The 19662-nt window shown below is 63.2% G+C and carries 12 protein-coding genes; 9 read left to right on the top strand and 3 right to left on the bottom strand.

Features of this window, described 5'->3' with window-relative positions:
- Positions 1-124 precede the first annotated feature (124 nt).
- Together tilS and ftsH are read left to right on the top strand one after the other, a co-directional pair.
- Complete coding sequence (tilS, locus tag OB03_RS01040) at positions 125-1426, top strand: tRNA lysidine(34) synthetase TilS (protein ID WP_461342922.1); 1302 nt, start codon at positions 125-127, stop codon at positions 1424-1426.
- Positions 1427-1478: 52 nt separating this feature from the next.
- On the top strand, positions 1479-3446 hold the full coding sequence (gene ftsH, locus OB03_RS01035) for an ATP-dependent zinc metalloprotease FtsH (RefSeq protein WP_242915021.1): 1968 nt from the start codon (positions 1479-1481) through the stop codon (positions 3444-3446).
- Positions 3447-3524: 78 nt separating this feature from the next.
- Here the strand turns inward: ftsH and OB03_RS01030 are convergent, their stop codons facing one another.
- Together OB03_RS01030 and OB03_RS01025 are read right to left on the bottom strand one after the other, a co-directional pair.
- Positions 3525-5000 carry an amidohydrolase gene (locus tag OB03_RS01030; RefSeq protein WP_461342921.1) on the bottom strand — a complete coding sequence of 492 codons (1476 nt, stop codon included), beginning with the start codon at positions 4998-5000 and terminating at the stop codon, positions 3525-3527.
- An 89-nt stretch (positions 5001-5089) separates the two neighbouring features.
- The gene (locus tag OB03_RS01025; protein WP_461342920.1) at positions 5090-8128 is read right to left on the bottom strand and encodes a TonB-dependent receptor domain-containing protein; all 3039 of its coding nucleotides are present in this window, start codon (positions 8126-8128) and stop codon (positions 5090-5092) included.
- Positions 8129-8494: 366 nt separating this feature from the next.
- Between OB03_RS01025 and ggt the strand changes: the two genes are divergently transcribed.
- From ggt to OB03_RS00995, 6 genes are all read left to right on the top strand, one after another.
- Positions 8495-10234, top strand: coding sequence for a gamma-glutamyltransferase (gene ggt, locus OB03_RS01020; RefSeq protein ID WP_461342919.1), 1740 nt, complete (start codon positions 8495-8497; stop codon positions 10232-10234).
- 100 nt (positions 10235-10334) lie between these two features.
- The gene (locus OB03_RS01015) at positions 10335-12773 is read left to right on the top strand and encodes a zinc-dependent metalloprotease (protein ID WP_461342918.1); all 2439 of its coding nucleotides are present in this window, start codon (positions 10335-10337) and stop codon (positions 12771-12773) included.
- Between the two features lie 156 nt (positions 12774-12929).
- Complete coding sequence (locus OB03_RS01010; RefSeq protein WP_461342917.1) at positions 12930-14693, top strand: copper resistance system multicopper oxidase; 1764 nt, start codon at positions 12930-12932, stop codon at positions 14691-14693.
- Positions 14690-15757 (top strand): copper resistance protein B, encoded by a 1068-nt coding sequence (locus tag OB03_RS01005; RefSeq protein WP_461342916.1) that lies wholly within the window; start codon positions 14690-14692, stop codon positions 15755-15757. The genes OB03_RS01010 and OB03_RS01005 overlap by 4 nt, the downstream gene beginning before the upstream one ends.
- An 88-nt stretch (positions 15758-15845) precedes the next feature.
- The gene (locus OB03_RS01000) at positions 15846-16898 is read left to right on the top strand and encodes an ankyrin repeat domain-containing protein (RefSeq protein ID WP_461342915.1); all 1053 of its coding nucleotides are present in this window, start codon (positions 15846-15848) and stop codon (positions 16896-16898) included.
- Positions 16899-16966: 68 nt separating this feature from the next.
- Positions 16967-17314, top strand: a complete 348-nt coding sequence (locus OB03_RS00995) for a hypothetical protein (protein ID WP_461342914.1) — start codon at positions 16967-16969, stop codon at positions 17312-17314.
- On the opposite strand, the gene OB03_RS00990 is transcribed toward OB03_RS00995, so the two are convergent.
- Positions 17298-18176, bottom strand: coding sequence for a LysR family transcriptional regulator (locus OB03_RS00990; protein WP_242915040.1), 879 nt, complete (start codon positions 18174-18176; stop codon positions 17298-17300). The genes OB03_RS00995 and OB03_RS00990 overlap by 17 nt on opposite strands.
- Before the next feature lie 134 nt (positions 18177-18310).
- Here OB03_RS00990 and OB03_RS00985 point away from each other — a divergent pair.
- Positions 18311-19662, top strand: a 1352-nt coding sequence (locus OB03_RS00985; protein ID WP_461342913.1) for a CoA-acylating methylmalonate-semialdehyde dehydrogenase, incomplete at its 3' end; no start/stop codon positions are given.

Below are 19662 nucleotides of genomic sequence, written 5' to 3'. Positions count from 1 at the left end.
GGGCGACCGATCGCAAAACCCAGGCCTGCGGTGCGCTGACGGAGTTCACCCGTCGCTATGCCGAAGCGGCGACCGCCCAGCAAAAGACCCGCGCGACCCAGCTCCGCACCCGCGCGGAGTGCAGTTGATCCCTGACGATGCTCTAGGCGGGCTGAGGGAACGCGTCTTTGCGCGGCTCTCGGCCCGATTGGACGGACCCGGGGCCCATCCGGTTGCGGTGGGCCTATCGGGGGGCGGTGACAGTCTCGCTCTCCTCGAGCTGACCTGTGAGTGGGCGCAATATTCGGGTCGTCGCGTCATGGCCCTGACGGTGGATCACCGTCTCAACCCCCAAAGTGCAAACTGGACCCAAGCCGCAGGCGAGATTGCGCAGCAAATGGGCGCTGACTGGCGTGGGTTGTCATGGACCGAAGCCTCGGGCGGCTCTGCTGTTCAGGAGCGCGCCCGTCTAGCGCGCCATGCCCTGTTGGCGAACGCTGCGCGGGACGCAGGCGCGTCGATCCTGCTGCTGGGGCACACCGCCGATGACACGGCGGAAAACCGCTGGATGCGCGAGGCGGGGACACCGGTGGGGACAATCAGGGAAATCTCGCCATCTCCGGTTTGGCCGCAAGGGCGGGGCGTGACCGTATTGCGGCCCCTTCTGTCCGAGCGGCGCGAACGGTTGCGGGACTGGCTGCGCGAGCGGGGTCTGAACTGGCTGGATGATCCGGCCAATGACGATCCGCGCTATGCTCGGGTGCGAGCTAGAAAAGCTATGGCCGAGACTGCGCCGGACGCTGCGCGGGCTGAAACTTCCATCCTTCTTGATCCGGGCCCGTTAGCGGACGAGGGCGTGTTCGAATTCTCTCGGGAAGCGTTGGCACGGAGTGGTCGCAGTCTCGCGACCGCCCTTCTATGCGCCGCAGGAACTTCGGTGCCGCCGCGTGGAGAGCGCCTGTCCGCCCTGATGGGTCACATCACTGCGGGGGAGCCGCAGGTTGCGGTGCTGGCCGGCGCGCGTGTGGAAATCGAGGCCGATCGTGTCTGCATATTCCGCGAAGCCGGTGAGCAGCGTCGCAGCGGCCTTTTCCCCCTGTCCCTGAGTGCGGGCGAAACCGCCATTTGGGACGGACGCTTTGAACTTATGGCCCGTGAAGTAGGTTGGCAGGTATTGTCGGCTCACGGAAATCTGTCGCGACTGACAGATCACGACCGGTCGCGCTTGGCGGCCCTGCCTTCCGCAGCGCGTCTAAGCTTTCCGATCCTGCGTAATGCATTGACCGGCCGGCACCTTTTGCGATCATCCAAGGTTCGCATTCAGGGGCTGTGCGGTCGACGATATCGTGCCGATGCTCTTTGTCTGGCGGACGAAACGACGCAGGAAGCCAACCTGTTTGACCTGTGGCATGGCGAAACCGGTCCGACTGCCCTATTTTCATCTTGAATGACTTCTGTCCGGTGCAGCTCTGTGGCTGTGTCGGGAAACCGAGGACCGCATGAACCTGCGAAATATTGCCATCGGCGCCGGCATCCTACTGCTCATGGCTGTGGCCTACACCACCATGACCACTGGCGGTGGACTGGCCAACAAGGCCGTCTCGCCTGCTGCTGCCGGACGTCCGGCCGAGATCAACTATTCCCAACTGGTCACCGCCATCAACGGGCAGGAGATCAAGTCGGTCACCGTGCGGGGCGATGCCGTAAACGGCGTCTACAAGAACGATACCAAATTCACGACGACCGTTCCTGTACCGAACGAAAATCTGGTCGAGAAGATGAACGCGGCGGGTATCGCTGTGGACGTCAAGACGACCAAGCAACCGTGGTGGTCGGGCCTGCTGGGCCTGATGCTGCCGGTCATCCTGATCATCGGCTTCTGGCTGTTCATCATGAACCGCATGCAGGGTGGCTCGAAGGGCGCGATGGGCTTTGGCAAGTCCAAGGCCAAGCTGCTGACCGAACACAAGGGTCGCAAAACCTTTGCCGACGTTGCAGGTGTCGATGAAGCCAAGGAAGAACTCCAAGAGGTCGTGGACTTCCTGAAGGACCCGTCGAAGTTCCAGCGTCTGGGCGGCAAGATCCCCAAGGGCGCTCTGCTGGTGGGCCCTCCGGGTACCGGTAAGACCCTGCTGGCCCGCGCGGTGGCCGGTGAAGCGGGTGTGCCCTTCTTCTCTATTTCGGGTTCGGACTTCGTGGAAATGTTCGTGGGTGTGGGTGCCTCGCGCGTCCGCGACATGTTCGAACAGGCCAAGAAGAATGCCCCTTGCATCATCTTCATCGACGAAATCGACGCCGTGGGCCGTCACCGTGGCGCAGGCCTTGGCGGTGGTAACGACGAGCGCGAACAGACCCTCAACCAGTTGCTGGTTGAAATGGACGGCTTTGAAGCCTCGGAAAACATCATCCTGATCGCCGCGACCAACCGTCCGGACGTTCTGGATCCGGCCCTGCTGCGTCCCGGTCGTTTCGACCGTCAAGTCACTGTGCCGAACCCCGACGTGTCGGGTCGTGAACACATCCTGCGCGTCCACATGAAGGACGTGCCGCTGGCCGCCGACGTGAACGTCAAGACGATTGCGCGCGGTACGCCGGGCTTCTCGGGTGCCGACCTTGCCAACCTCGTCAACGAAGCGGCTTTGACCGCGGCCCGCAAGGACCGCAAGATGGTCACCCACCGCGACTTCGAGGACGCAAAAGACAAGGTCATGATGGGCTCCGAGCGCAAGTCCATGGCCATGAACGAGGAAGAGAAGCGCCTGACGGCCTATCACGAAGCCGGTCACGCCATCGTCGCCCTCAACGTCAAGATGACCGATCCGGTGCACAAGGCGACCATCGTCCCGCGCGGTCGCGCGCTGGGCATGGTGATGCAGTTGCCGGAAGGCGACCGCTACTCGATGAAGTACCAGCAGATGATCGACCGGATCGCCATTCTGGCCGGTGGTCGCGTTGCCGAGGAGCTGATCTTCGGCAAGGACAGCATCACGTCTGGCGCGTCTTCGGATATCGAGCAGGCGACCAAGCTGGCTCGCGCCATGGTCACCCGCTGGGGCTTCTCGGACAAGCTGGGCACGGTGGCTTATGGCGAGAACCAGGAAGAAGTCTTCCTCGGTCACTCGGTGTCGCGCACCCAGAACATCTCGGAGCAGACCGCCCAGATCATCGACGAGGAAGTGCGTCGTCTGGTCAACTCGGGCTGGGATGAAGCACGCAACATCCTGACGACCAAGGCGGCCGACCACGAGGCTCTGGCTCAGGCTCTGCTCGAGTACGAGACCTTGTCGGGCGAAGAGATTAACCGACTGCTCAAGGACGGCACCCCGCCGAACCGCGAGGACGTGGGTGAGCCGATTGCCGGTCCGTCGTCGTCGGTGCCGCTGACACCTGAAGAGGAAGTGGCCGCCGAGATCGCCGATCTGACGGGCGTTCCGGTCTCGGATCCAGAACCCCGCCCGACCGCTTAAGGTCTGGCAGGCGACAAATGAAAAGGGGCGGCACCTGCAGTAGGTGCCGCCCCTTCTTTTTGCCGTCAGGCCGATCTATCAGTCGCGATAGTTTAGCGCCGGAGCCCGATCACCCAGGAGGGCACGGTACTCGAAGTTCGGTCCACGACGGCGTTCGAATTCGGCCGTTGCCTCGGCAATGACGTCCGGAGACTGGAACAGTTCTGCGGTCGTGAGCGCCAGCGTCTTGGTCGCCAGGCGCGCGCCCTTGAGGCCGATGGTCGAGCCTGCCGCCACAACATTTTGCCAGCTATGACCCGCCGAGCCCGGCACGAAGGTGGCGGTCGACAGACCGACCGTTGGCGTGACCCACGACACATCGGACACGTCCGTCGAGCCGCCGAAGTCGCCGCCCGTCGATGCTTCCTGAATGCGCGAGACGCTGGTCAAGTCTTCCTGGGTGGTCAGGGTTTTCTGGATTTCGCGGGCCAGGGCAGTTTCCTCGGCGGTCCATTCAATACCGCCGACGCTGCGCAGGTTGCGGTCCATGACGTGCATCAACGTCTCGTTGTGCAGCATGGAGTAGACGCCGCCGATGGCTTCGAACTCGACGCGGGTGCCCGTGCCGATCGCAGCGCCCTCCGCGGCTTTCTTCACGCGCTCCAGAACGTCACGGACGATCTCCGGATTGTTGTGGCGCACGTAGTAATAAGCCTCGGCATAGGCAGGAACCACGTTAGGAGCCTTGCCGCCGTCAGTGATCGCATAGTGGATGCGGGTGCGGTCCGGCACATGCTCGCGCATGAGGTTGACCATGGCGTTCATTGCCTCGATGCCGTCCAGAGCCGAGCGGCCCTTGTCCGGAGCCGCAGCCGCGTGGGCCGCCGTGCCATAGAAGCGGAACTTGCCCGAGACATTGGCCATGGAGTTACCCTGGCTGGCCGAGTTCACATTGCCGGGGTGCCAGTGGACGCTGACGTCCACGTCGTCGAACAGGCCGTCACGGACCATATAGACCTTGCCCGAGCCGCCTTCTTCGGCGGGCGTGCCATAGACACGCAGCTCGCCCTTGATGTTGTTGGCGACCATCCATTCCTTCACGGCGATGGCGGAATAGACCGAAGCCGTGCCGAACAGGTTGTGACCGCAGCCATGGCCCGCATTGCCACCGGCGCTTTCCTGAACCGGATTGTGGGTCTGCGACAGGCCGGGCAGGGCGTCATATTCGGCCAGCACCGCAATTACCGGACCCTCGCCGTTCTTGAAGGTGGCCAGGAAGGAGGTCGGCTCGTTGGCAATGCCGGTTTCGACCGCGAAGCCTGCGTCGCGCAGACGCTGGGCCAGCAGGGCCGAGCTTTGGTGCTCTTGATAGCCCAGCTCCGCGAACTGCCAGATTTGCAGGGCGGTTTCGTCGATAGCGGCGGTGTTGCCTTCGACGGAGGCGAGGATGCTGGCGTGGGCTTCCGGCGACAGAGGGCCGGCTACAGCAGAAGTTCCAAGGGCAATCGAGGCCATGCCGAGGGCGGCAACGGCAATGGCCTTGAGCGAGGTCTGGCGACGCGTGGCGTGGCTCATAATCGGCTCCATAACTCTGAAAAGGGATACTCGAAAGAGAAAGGGCGGGAAGCGATGATCGCTCCCCGCCCGGATCGTCTCAAGACCGCTTAGAAGGTCTTGCGGAAGCTGGCGTACCAGTAGCGGCCGTAAGGCTGATACACGGTGCCGACATAACCACCGCTGGCCAGCGGCGGAGCTTCGTCAGTGATGTTGCGGACGCCAACGCGAACCGAAGAGTTCGAGAGGGCACCGCCCAGTTCCGACTCGCCGAAGGCGTACTCGGTGTACAGGTTGGCGGTGATGGTGGAGTCTACGGTCCAGTAGTCGCCAGCCGAGTTGGTCAGGCTGTCGTCATACAGGTCCGAGATGTACTGGGTGAAGGCACCCACGGTCCACGCATCCTTGCGCCACGTGGTCGACAGCGACCACTTCCACTCCGGACGACCGAAGTCGGCGATCATGTCGCCCATCGAACCCGAGATGGCGATAGACGGAGCGATCTCGCCCGAAGCCTTGCCGTCGGCCAGCATTTGCGTGCCCGGCGACATGTCGAGGTAGTATTTGATCAGGTGCGAGACGTTCAGGTTGGCGCTGAAGTCACCGAAGCGGTCGGTGCGCAGCTTCCACATCACACCCAGGTCCAGACCCTCAACCGTTTGCGGCTGCTGGTTGGTATAGGCGTCGGTGATGTAGAGCACTTCACCGGCAGCCTCGAGACCGGTGCCGGCGAAGATCGCCTGATCGGCTGCGGTCACGTCGGCACGAACCACGTTCGGGTTCGACGAACCGTTCTTGCGCAGCAGGTAGTCGAGGATCAGGGCATTCTGGCCGCGGAACAGACCGACCATGCCGGTTTGCTCGACCTGCCACCAGTCAGCGGTGATGGTGAAGTCGCCCATTTCGGCCGGAATGAAGCGCGGCTGGATGACCAGACCGATCGACAGGGTTTCCGACTCTTCCGGCTCCAGGTCCGGGTTACCCGAGCGGCGCTCTGCCGTCAGCTTGCGGACGTGGTTCTGGTTGAAGCTGGCGTAGTCAACAAAACCGGTCGGGACCGGAGCGCTGGCACCGCACTGGTTCATGTTGCTCAGTGCGCCGCGACGGATCAGGGCTTCGCAATAGATGTAGTCGTTCGAGGAGTTCGAACGGGTGATCAGGGTTGCGTTGATCTGTTCCAGGTTCGGAGCGCGGAAGCCCTGGGCCCACGAACCGCGGATGCGGAAGCCGTCGACGACGTCCCACGCCGCTGCGAACTTGGGTTTGGCGACCGAACCGAAGTCCGAATACTCTTCAAAGCGGCCAGCGACCTGAACTTCGAGGTTGTGCACCAGCGGCACGCCCATGTCCGGCGAAACCAGCGGAGCAGCGACCTCGAGGTAGGCCGAGAAGACGTCACGCTCGCCGTAGGTGTCCGGGTTTTCCGACTGGTTGATCAGGTCGGACGAAACGACACCGGCAAGGTTGGTGTAGCGGATGGTGCCGTCGATGCGGTCATCGCGGTCGTCAAGCTGGGATTCGGTGCGCAGCTCGATACCGGCAGCGATACCGACCGGACCGGCCGGCAGCTGATAGATGTCCGGACGCGAGATCTTGAAGTCCCACAGGCCCAGTTCGGTCTTGGTACGACGCACCATGTCGACGCGGATGGCATCAAGAGCGGCCTGGTTCGACGGGGTGCCGTCGCCGACGCGGACGTTGCCCAGCGTGCCACCGTTGAAGAAGTTATAGGCGTCCGGAGTATTCTTGGCCGACCATTCCTGCAGCTTGGTCGCCGAGATATTGTCCGACACGTCCTTGGCCGAAGCTTCCGACCACATCAGGGCCGATTCCCAGTTCCAGCCGTTCCACTCGCCGCGCAGACCACCGAGGATGCGGAACTGCGTGTTGGTCACAGCTACGCTGATCGGGCCCATGTCCGAGAAGCGGTAGCCGGTCAGGGTGATCTGCGGATCGTTGGTGAACGGGTTGTAGTAGTTGCTGCCCGGGATGATGAAGCTGACGCCCGAAGCGGTGCCGATCGGCTCCTGATAGGCTTGCGACTTGGCGCGGTAACCGCCCAGTTCGCCGAAGGCCTCGACGGCATCGTTGATCTGGTAGCGCCCGGTCACGAACAGGTTGAAGCGGTCGACTTCCGGCATAACCGTCAGGCCCATGGCCGGAGTGTCGGCGTTCAGCTCGCCCGGCAGGGTGGCGGTATTACGCAGGCAGATACCGTCAGCCAGTTGGGTCAGGCAGCCTGCGGTCGTCGACGGAACCACTGTGAAGGCGCTGTAGTTGCGGCCACCGACAGTGCCGGTGCCACGAACGGTGAAGCGGCCCCACGGCGACAGGTTCGACGTACCGTTCAGGCCCGAGCTGTTTTCGAAGCCGGTGCCAGCGAACAGACCGCGCAGGTCGTTCGACGCGGTGTAGTCCTGGTCGGTGGTCTTCAGCTCGTCGCGGTGATCGTAGTTGAAGAACAGCGAGACGTTGCCGCGGCCTTCCTGAATGTCCGTGCCGCCGTACAGCGAGAAGTTCAGTTCGCGCATGCCGGTACCCTCGGCACCGCCGTACTGAGCCGAGACGGTCCAGTCGGTCATGTCGTCGCGCAGAACGGTGTTGACCACACCGGCCACGGCGTCCGCGCCGTAGATAGCGGCGGCACCGTCACGCAGCACTTCCATGCGCTTCAGGCCCGACACCGGAATGGCGTTGGTGTTGTAGGTCAGAACCGGAACGAGGTGCTCGTTGGCTTGCGAGGTCGGGTGACCGACGACGCGGCGGCCGTTCAGCAGAACCAGCGTGTTGCCGATGCCGAGGCTGCGCAGGTTGACCGAACCGGTGTCGCCACGGGCCGAGTTCGAGGTGGCCGGAAGGTAGGACGAGTTGAAGGTCACGTCGCCCATTTGCGGGATCGCGCGGAACAGGTCATCGCCCGACGCCGGAGCGGCAGCGATGATGTCGTCTTCGCTGATGACGGTGACCGGCAGTGCAGCCGTGACCTTGGCCCCACGAATTTGCGAGCCAACGACAACGATTTCGTCAACGCTGGTCGGTTCTTCCGATGCGTCCTGGGCGAAAGCGGTGGTGGCAAACGCAGCGCCGAGCAAGGCCGTAGAAGCCAGCATTGCCGTGCGCATAGTCCGGCGTCCGGTGCGATGAGACATAGTCGAGTGTTCCCCTCTGATGACAGTTCATTCGCGGGGCTGGTCCCCATTCCCTCCTCGCGAATGGCACCCTTGCAAACCGGACCGGATTGGGACCGGGACGGGCAGGCAAAGTGCTTCAGGCAAGTTGTCGCAGTCCTTAGACGTCTAGGCAACTGTATAGCGGCGTGATTTTGCCGAGATAACGCCACTCTATGACGCCGTTATCTAAAAAACGCTTGTTAATCGGGGTTTTTTGGAATGCTATCGCTCTGAAGCGGTTTGGAATTGTGTCATTCCGTTGCGCATTAGTGACGCTTTCTATGCGTCCAGGTGTTTAAATTGTGACCTTGACCGTGAATTTTTGCGGACTTGGGGGGAGCGAGCATGTTGCGTCGACGTATGAATCTTTGGGCTGCGGCCTCAATTGCGGCCTTGATCGGCTGCACTCCGGCACTGGCCCAGCAGGCGACGGTCCATCCGGGCGCGGGCAGTGGCGGCGATATCGTCAACTATGGCCAGATCCACAATCCGGTCATCGGGCGTGATGGTATGGTGGTCAGCCAAAGCGATCTGGCGACGCGCGTCGGTGTCGAGATTCTGGCCAAGGGCGGCAATGCGGTGGACGCCGCGCTGGCCGTCGGCTTTGCCGAAGCCGTGACCCTGCCGCGCGCAGGCAACATCGGTGGCTCGGGCTATATGGTCATCCATATGGCCGCAACGCCGGATCGTCCGGCCGCCGACATCGCCATCAACTATTACGGCACGGCCCCGTCGGCCCTGACGTCGCAGACCCTGCTGGGGCCGGATGGCAAACAGGATCGCACCACGCCCTCGGGCATGCGCAATGTCGCTGTTCCGGGCACGGTCATGGGCTTCTGGGAAGCGCACAAACGCTTTGGCTCCATGTCGTGGTCGGACCTGATCCAGCCTGCGATCAAACTGGCCGAGGAAGGCTATGTCCTGACCGACGGCGAGGCCGATGCCACGGCAGGTCGCGCCCGCGTTCTGGCCCGCGATCCGGGTGCCGCCGAAGCCTATCTGAAGGCTGATGGCACCCCCTATCAGGTGGGCGAAGTCTTCCGTCAGCCCCTGCTGGCCGAGAGCCTGCGCAAGGTCGCTGCGGGTGGCGCGGACGAGTTCTACAAGGGCGCGCTGGCCCGTCAGATTGTGGACGGTATTCAGGCCGGTGGCGGGCTGATCACCATGGAAGACATGGCCAACTATCGCGCCATCGTCTCGGAGCCGATCTGGGGTTCGTATCGCGGCAACCGCATCGCCTACATGCCGCCCACGGCCTCGGGCGTCAGCGTCGCTCAGGCGCTGAACATGCTGGAGCACTATGATCTGGCCAAGATGGGCTGGGGCAGTGTCGACAGCCTGCACCTGATTTCCGAGGTCATGAAGGTGGTCAATCACGACCGCCGTCTGGTCGGTGGCGATCCGCAATGGGCGACCCCTGCCAATGGTCTGGCCAGTAAGGGCTTTGCCGAAGAGCGCGTGAAGTTGGTGTCTCTGGAGACGACGCTGGACGGCTCGAACCTGCCGGACGGCAACCCGTATCCGTACGAGAGCCAGGACACGACCCACTATTCGGTGGCGGACAAGTTCGGTAACGCCGCATCGGTCACCTATACCCTGTCCAACTCCTACGGCGCGCACGTCGCTCCGGTGGGGACGGGCATCTTGCTGAACAACCACGTCGACAACTTCTCATGGGGCACCGAAGGGATGCCGAACTCTCCGGCACCGGGCAAGCGTCTGGGCTCGACCATCACGCCGATGATCGTGTTCAAGGATGACAAGCCGTGGCTGGTCACCGGAACGCCGGGTGGCGGCTATATCATCGCCACCATGGTTCAACTGGTCTCCAACGTCATCGACCACAAGCTGAACGTCGCCGAGGCGGCCATGCGGCCGCGCATCAACCAAGGCTGGGGCGGCGCACCGCTGGAGCTGGAAGGTGGCTTCTCGCCCGATGTCGAGCGTCTGCTGCAACAGCGCGGACACCAGACCCGTCCGTCCATGACCATGGGCTCGACCCAGTCGATCATGATCGAGGGCGACACCTTCTACGGGGCCGCCGATACCCGCAGGCCGGATGCTTCGGCGATCGGTGTGCGTTAAATAACGGTCACGATCAGGCCCGGCCCTTGCGCCGGGCCTTTTCTTATTGGACGACAGGTCAGGGGCGGCGTCTGAGGGGGCGCTGTCGAGGATGGGGAATATGGTTTTGCGCAAGGTTTTGATGGGCGGCGCGGCTGCTCTGGTTCTGGCGACCGCCTTTGCTCCGGCAGCAATGGCCCAGACGGTGCCTGCGGCGGTGACTCCTGCAGCGTGGCAGGACGGCCTGTTCGGGGTGCGGGTGGATGCCCAGCGCGGCAAGGTCACGGCCCGCTTTGGAGCGCCCGACGAGCGCGGCATCATCGGCCGCTATCTCTATCAGCCGGGCATCTCCGCGGGCATCGGCATGGACGGCACCGGCCTTGATCGTTCGGCGCTTGGCGAGGCGCAGGTGGTGGCCTTCAGCGTGGTGGGAAACCGCGTCTTCGCCCGTTTCGAGAACCACACCTATCGTGCGGTCGGAGCCAGTGCAGACGAACAAAACGCCGTCGCCGCCAGCTTTGCGACCTCCATCGTCTGGTCAGGCGAAGTGGCCGAGCGCCACGCCGATGGCAGCATCAGTGTGGACCTCTCGGGCTTTCTTGAACGCGATGCCGTCAATGCCGCTGCACGCCTGAAGAACACCCGTCAGGGCAGCTATAAGCTGGCCCCGAACCTGTCCTATCTCGAAGCGGGCGAGACGCTGGTCTTCCCCGACAACATCGAGTTCCAGACGGTCCAGACCTTCACCTCTGACGAGCCGGCCAATTCGATCAATCGCGTAGCGCCCGATGGCCGCTCGCTGTCGTTGGCGATCCGTCACAGCTTCATCCGCCTCCCTGACGACGGCTTTGAAACGGTGCCGCACGACCCGCGCTCGGGGACATCCGCCCAGACCCTGTTAGTAGACTTTGCTGCCGATCTGGAAGAGCCGGTGGTGCGCCGACTGGCCCGTCGCTTCCGTCTGGAAAAGACCGATCCGACGGCGGAACGCTCGACCGTCAAAAAGCCCATCGTCTTCTATGTAGACCGCGCCGCCCCGGTGCCGATCCGCGAGGCTCTGATCGAGGGCGGCAACTGGTGGAAATCGGCCTTCGACAAGGCAGGCTATATCGATGCCTTCCGTGTCGAGGTCCTGCCCGAAGGGGCGCATCCGATGGATGCCCGCTACAACATCATCGCCTGGGTTCACCGCGAGACCCGCGGCTGGTCCACCGGCACGAGTGTCAACGATCCCCGCACGGGCGAGATCGTGCGCGGCGTGGTGCAGCTAGGCTCGCTGCGCGACCGTCAGGACAAGATGATCTTTGAAGGCCTGCTGGGTGCGGACAAGTCCGGCACGGGCCGTTTCGATGATCCGGACCAACTGGCCTATCACCGCCTGCGTCACCTGTCGGCGCACGAGATCGGTCATGCGTTGGGCCTGTCGCACAACTTTGCCGCCTCGCGATATGAAGGCCGCGCCTCGGTGCTGGACTACCCCGCGCCGTGGGTGATTGCCCGTAATGGCGAACTGGACGTCTCCAATGCCTATTCGATGGGCGTTGGCGCGTGGGACGACTATACGGTCAACTGGCTCTACGGCGACCGCGCAGGCGTTGATCCCGTTGCCCGCCGCGCTGCGCTGGCCGCCGAGGCGCAGGCCAAGGGCTATCGCTTCGTCAATGACAGCGACACCCGCCCGCTGGGTTCGCTGCAACCCTATGGGGCCATGTGGGACAATGGCGAAGACCCTGTGGCGGAACTGGCCAATGTGATGGAGGTGCGCCGCATCGCCCTGTCGCGGTTCGGTTTGAACAACCTGCCTGACGGTGCGCCCGCTGCGGACCTTCGCCGCGTGATCGTCCCGATCTATCTTTACCACCGCTATCAGACGACGGCGGTGGCCCGACAGATTGCAGGGCTGGATTACAGCTATGCGGTCAAGGGCGACGGTTTCGAGAGCGCCAAATCCGTACCTGCGGATGTCCAGCGTGCGGCGCTCTCCTCGCTGATGGGCGTGCTGGCTCCGGCCCAACTCGATCTGCGCGACGACCTGCTCGACCTGCTGTCATCGGCCCAGTCGGGTTCGGGCGACCGCCAGTTCGGTATCGAGCTGTTCGAGGGCCGCGTCGGCGGCGCGTTCGATCCGACCAATGCCGCAAGCGCCGTGGCCGAGACGGTGTTTGAAACCCTGTTGGCTCCTGAACGTCTGAACCAGTTGGTCGAGCAGAACCGTCGTGATCCGTCGCAGCTGTCGCTGACCGAAATGCTGGACCGACTGCAATCCGAACTGGCAGGCAGTGCCTCGCTCAGCCCGCGTCAGGCCGAACTGCGCCGCGTCGTGCGCAGTCGCTATGCGTCCTATCTGGCCAAGCTGTCGGACGGTCACGCCCTGACCCCGACCGCCAAGGCTGCTGTGCTGGATGCGGGCAAGGCCTTTGGCGAGGCGTTGAAGCGCACGCGCGGGGATAGGCTTGAAACAGCACATGCCCGTTATCTGGCAGATATTCTGACGGGTGAAGTGGCGGGGTGGTCAGTGTTGAAGGTGGATCAGGCCGTGCCACCGGGCGCACCGATCTAGGCCTGCGACATAGGGTCTGACGCGACGTGTGATTTCGGGCACCGGAGCGATCCGGTGCCCGTTTTGCACTATGTCCCGCTTGACGGATGACCCCGATATCCCGCTAGGAACGCAAGGCGAGTTCACCGTCCCACGCTCGCGTCTGGATTGTACCCGATGAGTTCTCGTCCCTTTGATCGCCGACGCCTGCTGCAAGGCATGACCGCAGGAGCGGGGCTGGTAGCTGCGTCGTCGGCGTTTCCAGCGTGGGCACAGAGCGGGACGGCTGGCACCGTGCCGCAGATGCCGACGCTAGGCGGCGATGACATCAAGCTGACGGTCGGCCATGCGGGCGTGAATGTCGGTGGTCGCACGGGCCATGCGGTGACGATCAACGGCACCATGCCCGCGCCGCTGATCCGTCTGCGTGAAGGGCAAAGGGCGCGGATTTCGGTTACCAATACGCTGGACGAAGATACCTCGATCCACTGGCACGGACTGTTGCTGCCGTTCCAGATGGACGGCGTGCCGGGCATCAGCTTCCCCGGCATCCGCCCGAACGAAACGTTTGTGTACGAGTTTCCGGTGATCCAGTCGGGCACCTATTGGTACCACAGCCACTCGAACATGCAGGAAGCCATGGGCATGTTCGGGCCGATTGTGATTGATCCGGCGGGCGTCGATCCGGTCGGGTATGACCGCGAGCACGTGCTGGTCCTGTCGGACTGGAGCTTCCTGCATCCGCACGAAATCCTGCAAAAGCTGAAGAAGAGCCCCGGCTATTTCAATCAGCAAAAGACGACGCTGGCGGGCCTGATCTCGGGCGAGGACGGTATGTCGGCATCGGAGCGCCGGATGTGGGGCGCGATGCGGATGGACCCGCGCGACATCCTCGACGTCAACGGCACGACCTATACCTATCTGGTGAACGGCCACGGGCCGGACGAGAACTGGACCGGACTTTTCCAAGCGGGCGAGCGGGTGCGGCTGCGCATCATCAACGCCTCGGCCATGTCGATCTTCAACGTCCGCATCCCCGGTCTGGCGATGACGCTGGTTCAGGCCGATGGCGAGAACGTCCGCCCCGTCGAGGTGGACGAGTTCCAGATTTCGGTGGCCGAAACCTATGACGTCATCGTCCGCCCGTCAGGTGACCGTGCCTATACGGTGGTGGCCGAGGCGATGGATCGTTCGGGTATGGCCCGCGCCACGCTGGCCCCGCGTATTGGTATGACCGCAGAGGTAACGCCCCTTCGCAAAGTGCCGACCCTGACCATGCGCGATATGGGCATGGGCGGCATGGACCATTCCGGCATGGGTCACGCCGCCATGGGCCACGACATGGGGCCAGCGACACCACCCATGGACCATTCCGCAGGGGCCATGCGCGATCCGGCCAATGCGCCCGACGGTATGGCGGTGGGTGTCGGCGTCGATATGATCTCGCCCAATCCGGTGGACCGCATCGGCGACCGCCCACTGGGGCTGGAGGACGTGGATCACCGCGTGCTGCTCTATACCGACCTCGTGTCCTTGCGCCCGAACAAGGACCCAAGGCCGCCCGCGCGGACGCTGGAAATCCACCTGACCGGAAATATGGAACGGTTCATGTGGGGCTTCGACGGGCGTAAATTCAGCGAACTGGTCGAGCCGATCCGGTTCGAGCGAGACGAGCGCGTGCGGGTCAAGCTGGTGAACGACACCATGATGGTCCACCCCATCCACCTGCACGGCCATTTCTTCGAACTGGTGAACGGCGCACCGCAAGGCCATCAGCCGTTGAAACACACCGTCAGCGTCATGCCGGGCGGTACCGCTAGCTTTGACCTGACCGCCGATGCGCCGGGGGACTGGGCCTTCCACTGTCACCTGCTCATGCACATGCACAGCGGCATGTTCAACGTCGTGACCGTGCGCCCGCTGGACGGAGAGGTCGCATGATCCGCGCCGCATTGATCGCTACGCACATGCTGCTGGTCGCCGGTATGGCCTCGGCTCAGGACAGCCACGCCCACCATCACCCCCAGCCGCAGCAAGCGCCCGCCAAGGTGACTGACCCCCACGCTGGGCATACGATGCCAGCGCTGACGGCTGATCCTCACGCTGGTCACACGATCCCAGCGCCGACGGCTGATCCCCACGCTGGGCATACGATGCCAGCGCCGACGGCTGATCCCCATGCGGAACACACCATGCCAGCGCCAGCGGCTGACCCTCACGCAGGCCACGTCATGTCGGCTCCACGCGTGGACCCGCCTGTAGCGGGACCGTCTGCGGCGGCGCTCTCCGGCCCCGCCCACGCTGCGGATCTCTATTTCAATCCGGCGGACATGGCCAAGTCCCGAGCGGTCATCGCCCATGAGAACGGGGCCATGCCGACGACGGCACTGTTCATCGACAAGCTGGAATATTCCGCAGGCGACGGACCCGACCACGGCGCGTGGGAGGTGCAGGGCTGGACCGGAGGCGACATCAACCGCTTGTGGCTCAAGACCGACGGCGAGTTCGACCTGAACGACGGCGTCGAGGCTGCGGGCGTGGAACTGCTCTACAGCCGTGCGGTCGCGCCGTTCTGGGATGTGCAGGCCGGTCTCCGTCAGGACTATTCCCGAGACAGCTCCGACCCTACGTCACTGGTGTTGGCGGTGCAGGGGCTGGCACCCTATTGGTGGGAAACCTCGGCCAGCGTCTATGTCTCCACCAAGGGGGATGTGACGGCGGAACTCGAAGCCGAGTACGACCAGCGCATTACCCAGAAGCTGATCGTGCAACCCGTCATCGGTGTGTCGCTGTCGGCGCAAGACATTCCCGAACGCCAGATCGGATCGGGGTTGTCGTCGATCGAGGCGGGCCTTCGTCTGCGGTATGAAATCCGCAAAGAGTTTGCGCCCTATGTCGGCGTCGACTGGAGCCGCGCTTTTGGCCAGACCCGCGACTGGCGCGAGGCATCCGGCAGTGACGCGTCCGAAACGCGTTTCGTCGTGGGCATCAAGGCATGGCTGTAAAGCGCCGCTAGGGAAACCTCGGTCAACGCCGGACGTTATCATGGGACTGCCGCGTGCCTGCCGTAGCGTCCTGTAAAAAGCGAGTCGTATGCCCAAGCTCAAGATGACCCTCCCGCGTGCATTTAACGATCTGTTGGGCAGGGGGGACGTCGAAGCGTTGAAGGCCGCGCTCGCGGCGTGTCATCCAGACGCTCGGGGCGGCTACACGAAGCAGACCGCCTTGGCCTTCAATCAACTGCCTGACGAGGTCGCGCTTTGGTTGATAGAGCGCGGAGCGGATATCGGGGCTCCGGATGGCTATGGCCTGACCCCGCTCCATTCACGAGCAGGGCATTTTCAAGGGCGCCTTGAAGTTCTGCTGGATAACGGTGCTGACCCCCTTCTGCCGTACAACAAGGGTGATACGCCTCTCCACAAGGCCGCAAACGTCGGCCATGCGGGTAATGTCACTCTATTGCTCGAACGTGGGGCGAACCCCGACACGACGAACCACGCGGGGCTGACGCCGCTAATGAAGGCGCTGGCAGAAAGCACCAATGCGTCGTTGGACACGCTTGCCGCAGTCGCAGAAGTGTTGGTCCCGCATCTGAACGGCGCAGTGCCGGACGAGGCCAAGACCCACGTCACGCGCATTGGCGAACGGTTCGAATTCTATCGTACGGACTTCAACCCTGAGACAGTAGACGACGCCTCGGCGGGACTGGATCGCCTCTATGACCTGTTCGGGGTGCCGCCTGTTCCGCGTAGGCAGGTCTATGATGGCCGCTCGCCCATCGTCATCAAGGCAGACAACTGGGCCGATGCGCATGAAGAACTATGGGCGCTGCTGGTGCCGGGTAGTGGCGCGGCATCGACCGTACAGGGCGAGGTCATTCGTCTAAGCGGCAAAATCGCCCGCGAACTGGATAGCAATGGCGGCATCAACTGGGATGCCGATTTCAAAAAGATGGCCGATGCCCTGTTGGACTATTTCGCAGCGGGTACGCCCTTGCCGGAGGACAAGAAGGCCTCGGCCCGCGACGTCATTGCACAGGTCAAGCGCAAGGGCGGGGATACGGCGATCCTGTTCCAGCTGGCTGTGGACTGGGTGGCGCTGAACCCGACGCCCATCCCGCTCGGTAAGGTGGGGTACAGGCGCTAATCCGTCCGAGGTTCGCCCTTCACTCGTCAGACATTGAAGCCGATGGGAGAGCATGGTTCTATCGGGTCATGCTCTTTTGGCTATGCACGCTCGCCTATCTGATCGCCGCGATCGCATTTGTGGTCTGGGGCGATGCGCGTTTCAAAGCGCATAAGCGTCTTCCCATGCAGTGGAATGGGGCGCTGAAGCCGACATGGTCGCTGCCGCGTCGATGGGCCCTTCTGACATGCGCGGTCCTCGCAGGCATAGGTTTTCTTGCGGTGCTTCCGATCTTTGGTCCGCTGATGATGAAGGGCACAGACGTAGACATTGCTGGTGGGCTAGGTCTGTTCTTTCTCGTGACCGGCATCGGGGTGAACGGGCTGTACGCGGGCCTCCTGCTGCGATGGGACCGCAAGATCACGACAATGGATTGAGCCTGTCGTTCTGTTCTTCGCACAGCGTCCGGATCCAGCGGGTGACGGTGCGGATGCGGGCGGTGTCTGCGAGGTCAGCGGTGATGCTGAGCCAGAAGCGGCGTTGCAGGATCACATCGGGCAGGATGCGTGTCAGCCCGTCTGCCATAAAGCATGGCAGGACGCCGATAGCTCCGCCCGACGCGATAATCTCCTGCTGGGCGCGGATCGAGGACGAGGCCAGTTGGGCGTGAAGTCCGGTGGTGATCTCGTCCAGATAGTTCAGCTCGGGCGCATAGATGAGGTCTTCGACATAGCCGGTCATGGTGTGCTGGCTCAGGGCCGCAATCGACTGCGGTTCGCCATGTGCAGCGATGTATTTTGGTGCAGCATAGAGCGCCAGTTGATAGTCAGTCAGCGGCTCGGACACGAGGCGGCTGGCGTCGGGCTGGCTCAGCGTAATGGCCAGATCGACCTCGCGCCTCGTCGGCGACAGAAAGCCGGAGTTGGCCGCAAGCTCGATCCGCAAACCGCGTCCCTCGCGCAGCAGATCGGGCAGGGCAGGGGCGAGGATGGCTGTACCGAACCCTTCGGAGGCTGAAATGCGCACCGTGCCGCCCACGGTATCGGGGCGCACGGCCTGTTCGCCATCTGACAAAGCGCGTTCAGCCAGCTCGATAGACTTCAGAAACTGTGATCCCGCAGCGGTCAGTCGAAGGCCCGAACGGTCGCGCACCACCAATGTGGCCTTAAGCGCCGTCTCCAACCGCGCGATGCGGCGGCCTACGGTGGCGGCATCCATGCCCAGTCGGGTACTGGCACGACCCAGCGCGCCGGAACGCGCAGCCTCGGCAAAAACGCGAGCGTCATCCCAGTCAAACATCGGCTATCCCGCAAAATTGCATCATCGGCATTGCGTTTTTGCATTATCCCAAGCGCCGCTTGATTGATAGGACTGTCTCCAACGAACCGGCTCGATCCGGTCACCTCAGGAAACATCAGGAAGGGCGAGACGCTATGCGCGACATCAACCACTTCATCAGCGGCCAATCGTTTGTCGGGGCCTCTGGCCGTTATGGCGATGTGTTCGACCCCAATACCGGCGAGGTTCAGGCCCGCGCGCAACTGGCCACCGTGTCCGAAGTGGACCGCGCTGTGCAGGCCGCCCAGAACGCGTTTGAGACTTGGTCGACCACCAATCCGCAACGCCGCGCCCGCGTAATGTTCGAGTTCAAGCGTCTGGTCGAAGCCAATATCGACGAGCTGGCCGCCCTGCTGTCGTCGGAGCACGGTAAGGTCATCGCTGACTCCAAGGGCGACATCCAGCGCGGTCTGGAAGTCATCGAGTTCGCCTGCGGCATCCCGCACGCCCAGAAGGGTGAGTACACCTTTGGTGCCGGTCCGGGCATCGACGTCTATTCCATGCGTATGCCGCTGGGCGTCGTGGCCGGTATCACCCCGTTCAACTTCCCCGGCATGATCCCGATGTGGATGTTCGGCGTCGCCATCGCCGTCGGTAACACCTTTGTTTTGAAGCCGTCGGAACGCGATCCGTCGCTGCCGATCCGTCTGGCCGAACTGATGATGGAGGCAGGGGCCCCCGAAGGCGTGCTCAACGTGATCCACGGTGACAAGGTGGCCGTCGATGCCATCCTCGAGCACCCGCTGGTTCACGCCGTCAGCTTCGTCGGCTCCTCGGACATCGCCCACTACGTCTATCAAAAGGGCGCGCAGAACCATAAGCGCGTTCAGGCCATGGGTGGTGCCAAGAACCACGGCATTGTCCTGCCGGACGCCGACATGGATCAGGTCATCAAGGATCTGACGGGCGCAGCTTTCGGTTCGGCTGGCGAACGCTGCATGGCGCTGCCGGTGGTCGTTCCGGTCGGCCAGCGCACCGCAGACGAACTGCGCGAGCGTCTGGTCTCGGAAATTCCGACCCTGCGCGTTGGTGTCTCGACCGACAAGGACGCCCACTATGGTCCGGTCGTCACCCAGGCGCACAAGGAGCGCGTGGTCGGCTGGATCAACAAGGGCGTCGAGGAAGGTGCCGAACTGGTCGTCGATGGCCGCGAGTTCAGCCTGCAAGGTCACGATAAGGGCTTCTTCATCGGCCCGTCACTGTTCGACCATGTGAAGCCGGAAATGACGGCCTATCAGGAAGAGATCTTCGGTCCCGTCCTTCAGATCGTCCGTGCCGCCAGCTTCGAAGAAGCGCTGGCCCTGCCGTCGAACCACCAATACGGCAACGGTGTCGCCATCTTCACCCAGAACGGCCGCGCCGCGCGTGACTTTGCGGCCCGCGTGAACGTCGGCATGGTTGGCATCAACGTGCCGATCCCTGTGCCGGTCGCCTATCACACCTTCGG

The sequence above is a fragment of the Brevundimonas sp. GN22 genome (assembly GCF_054824005.1).
Note: the sequence above shows the minus strand (reverse complement) of the source record. Positions and strands in the feature narration are given on the sequence as shown.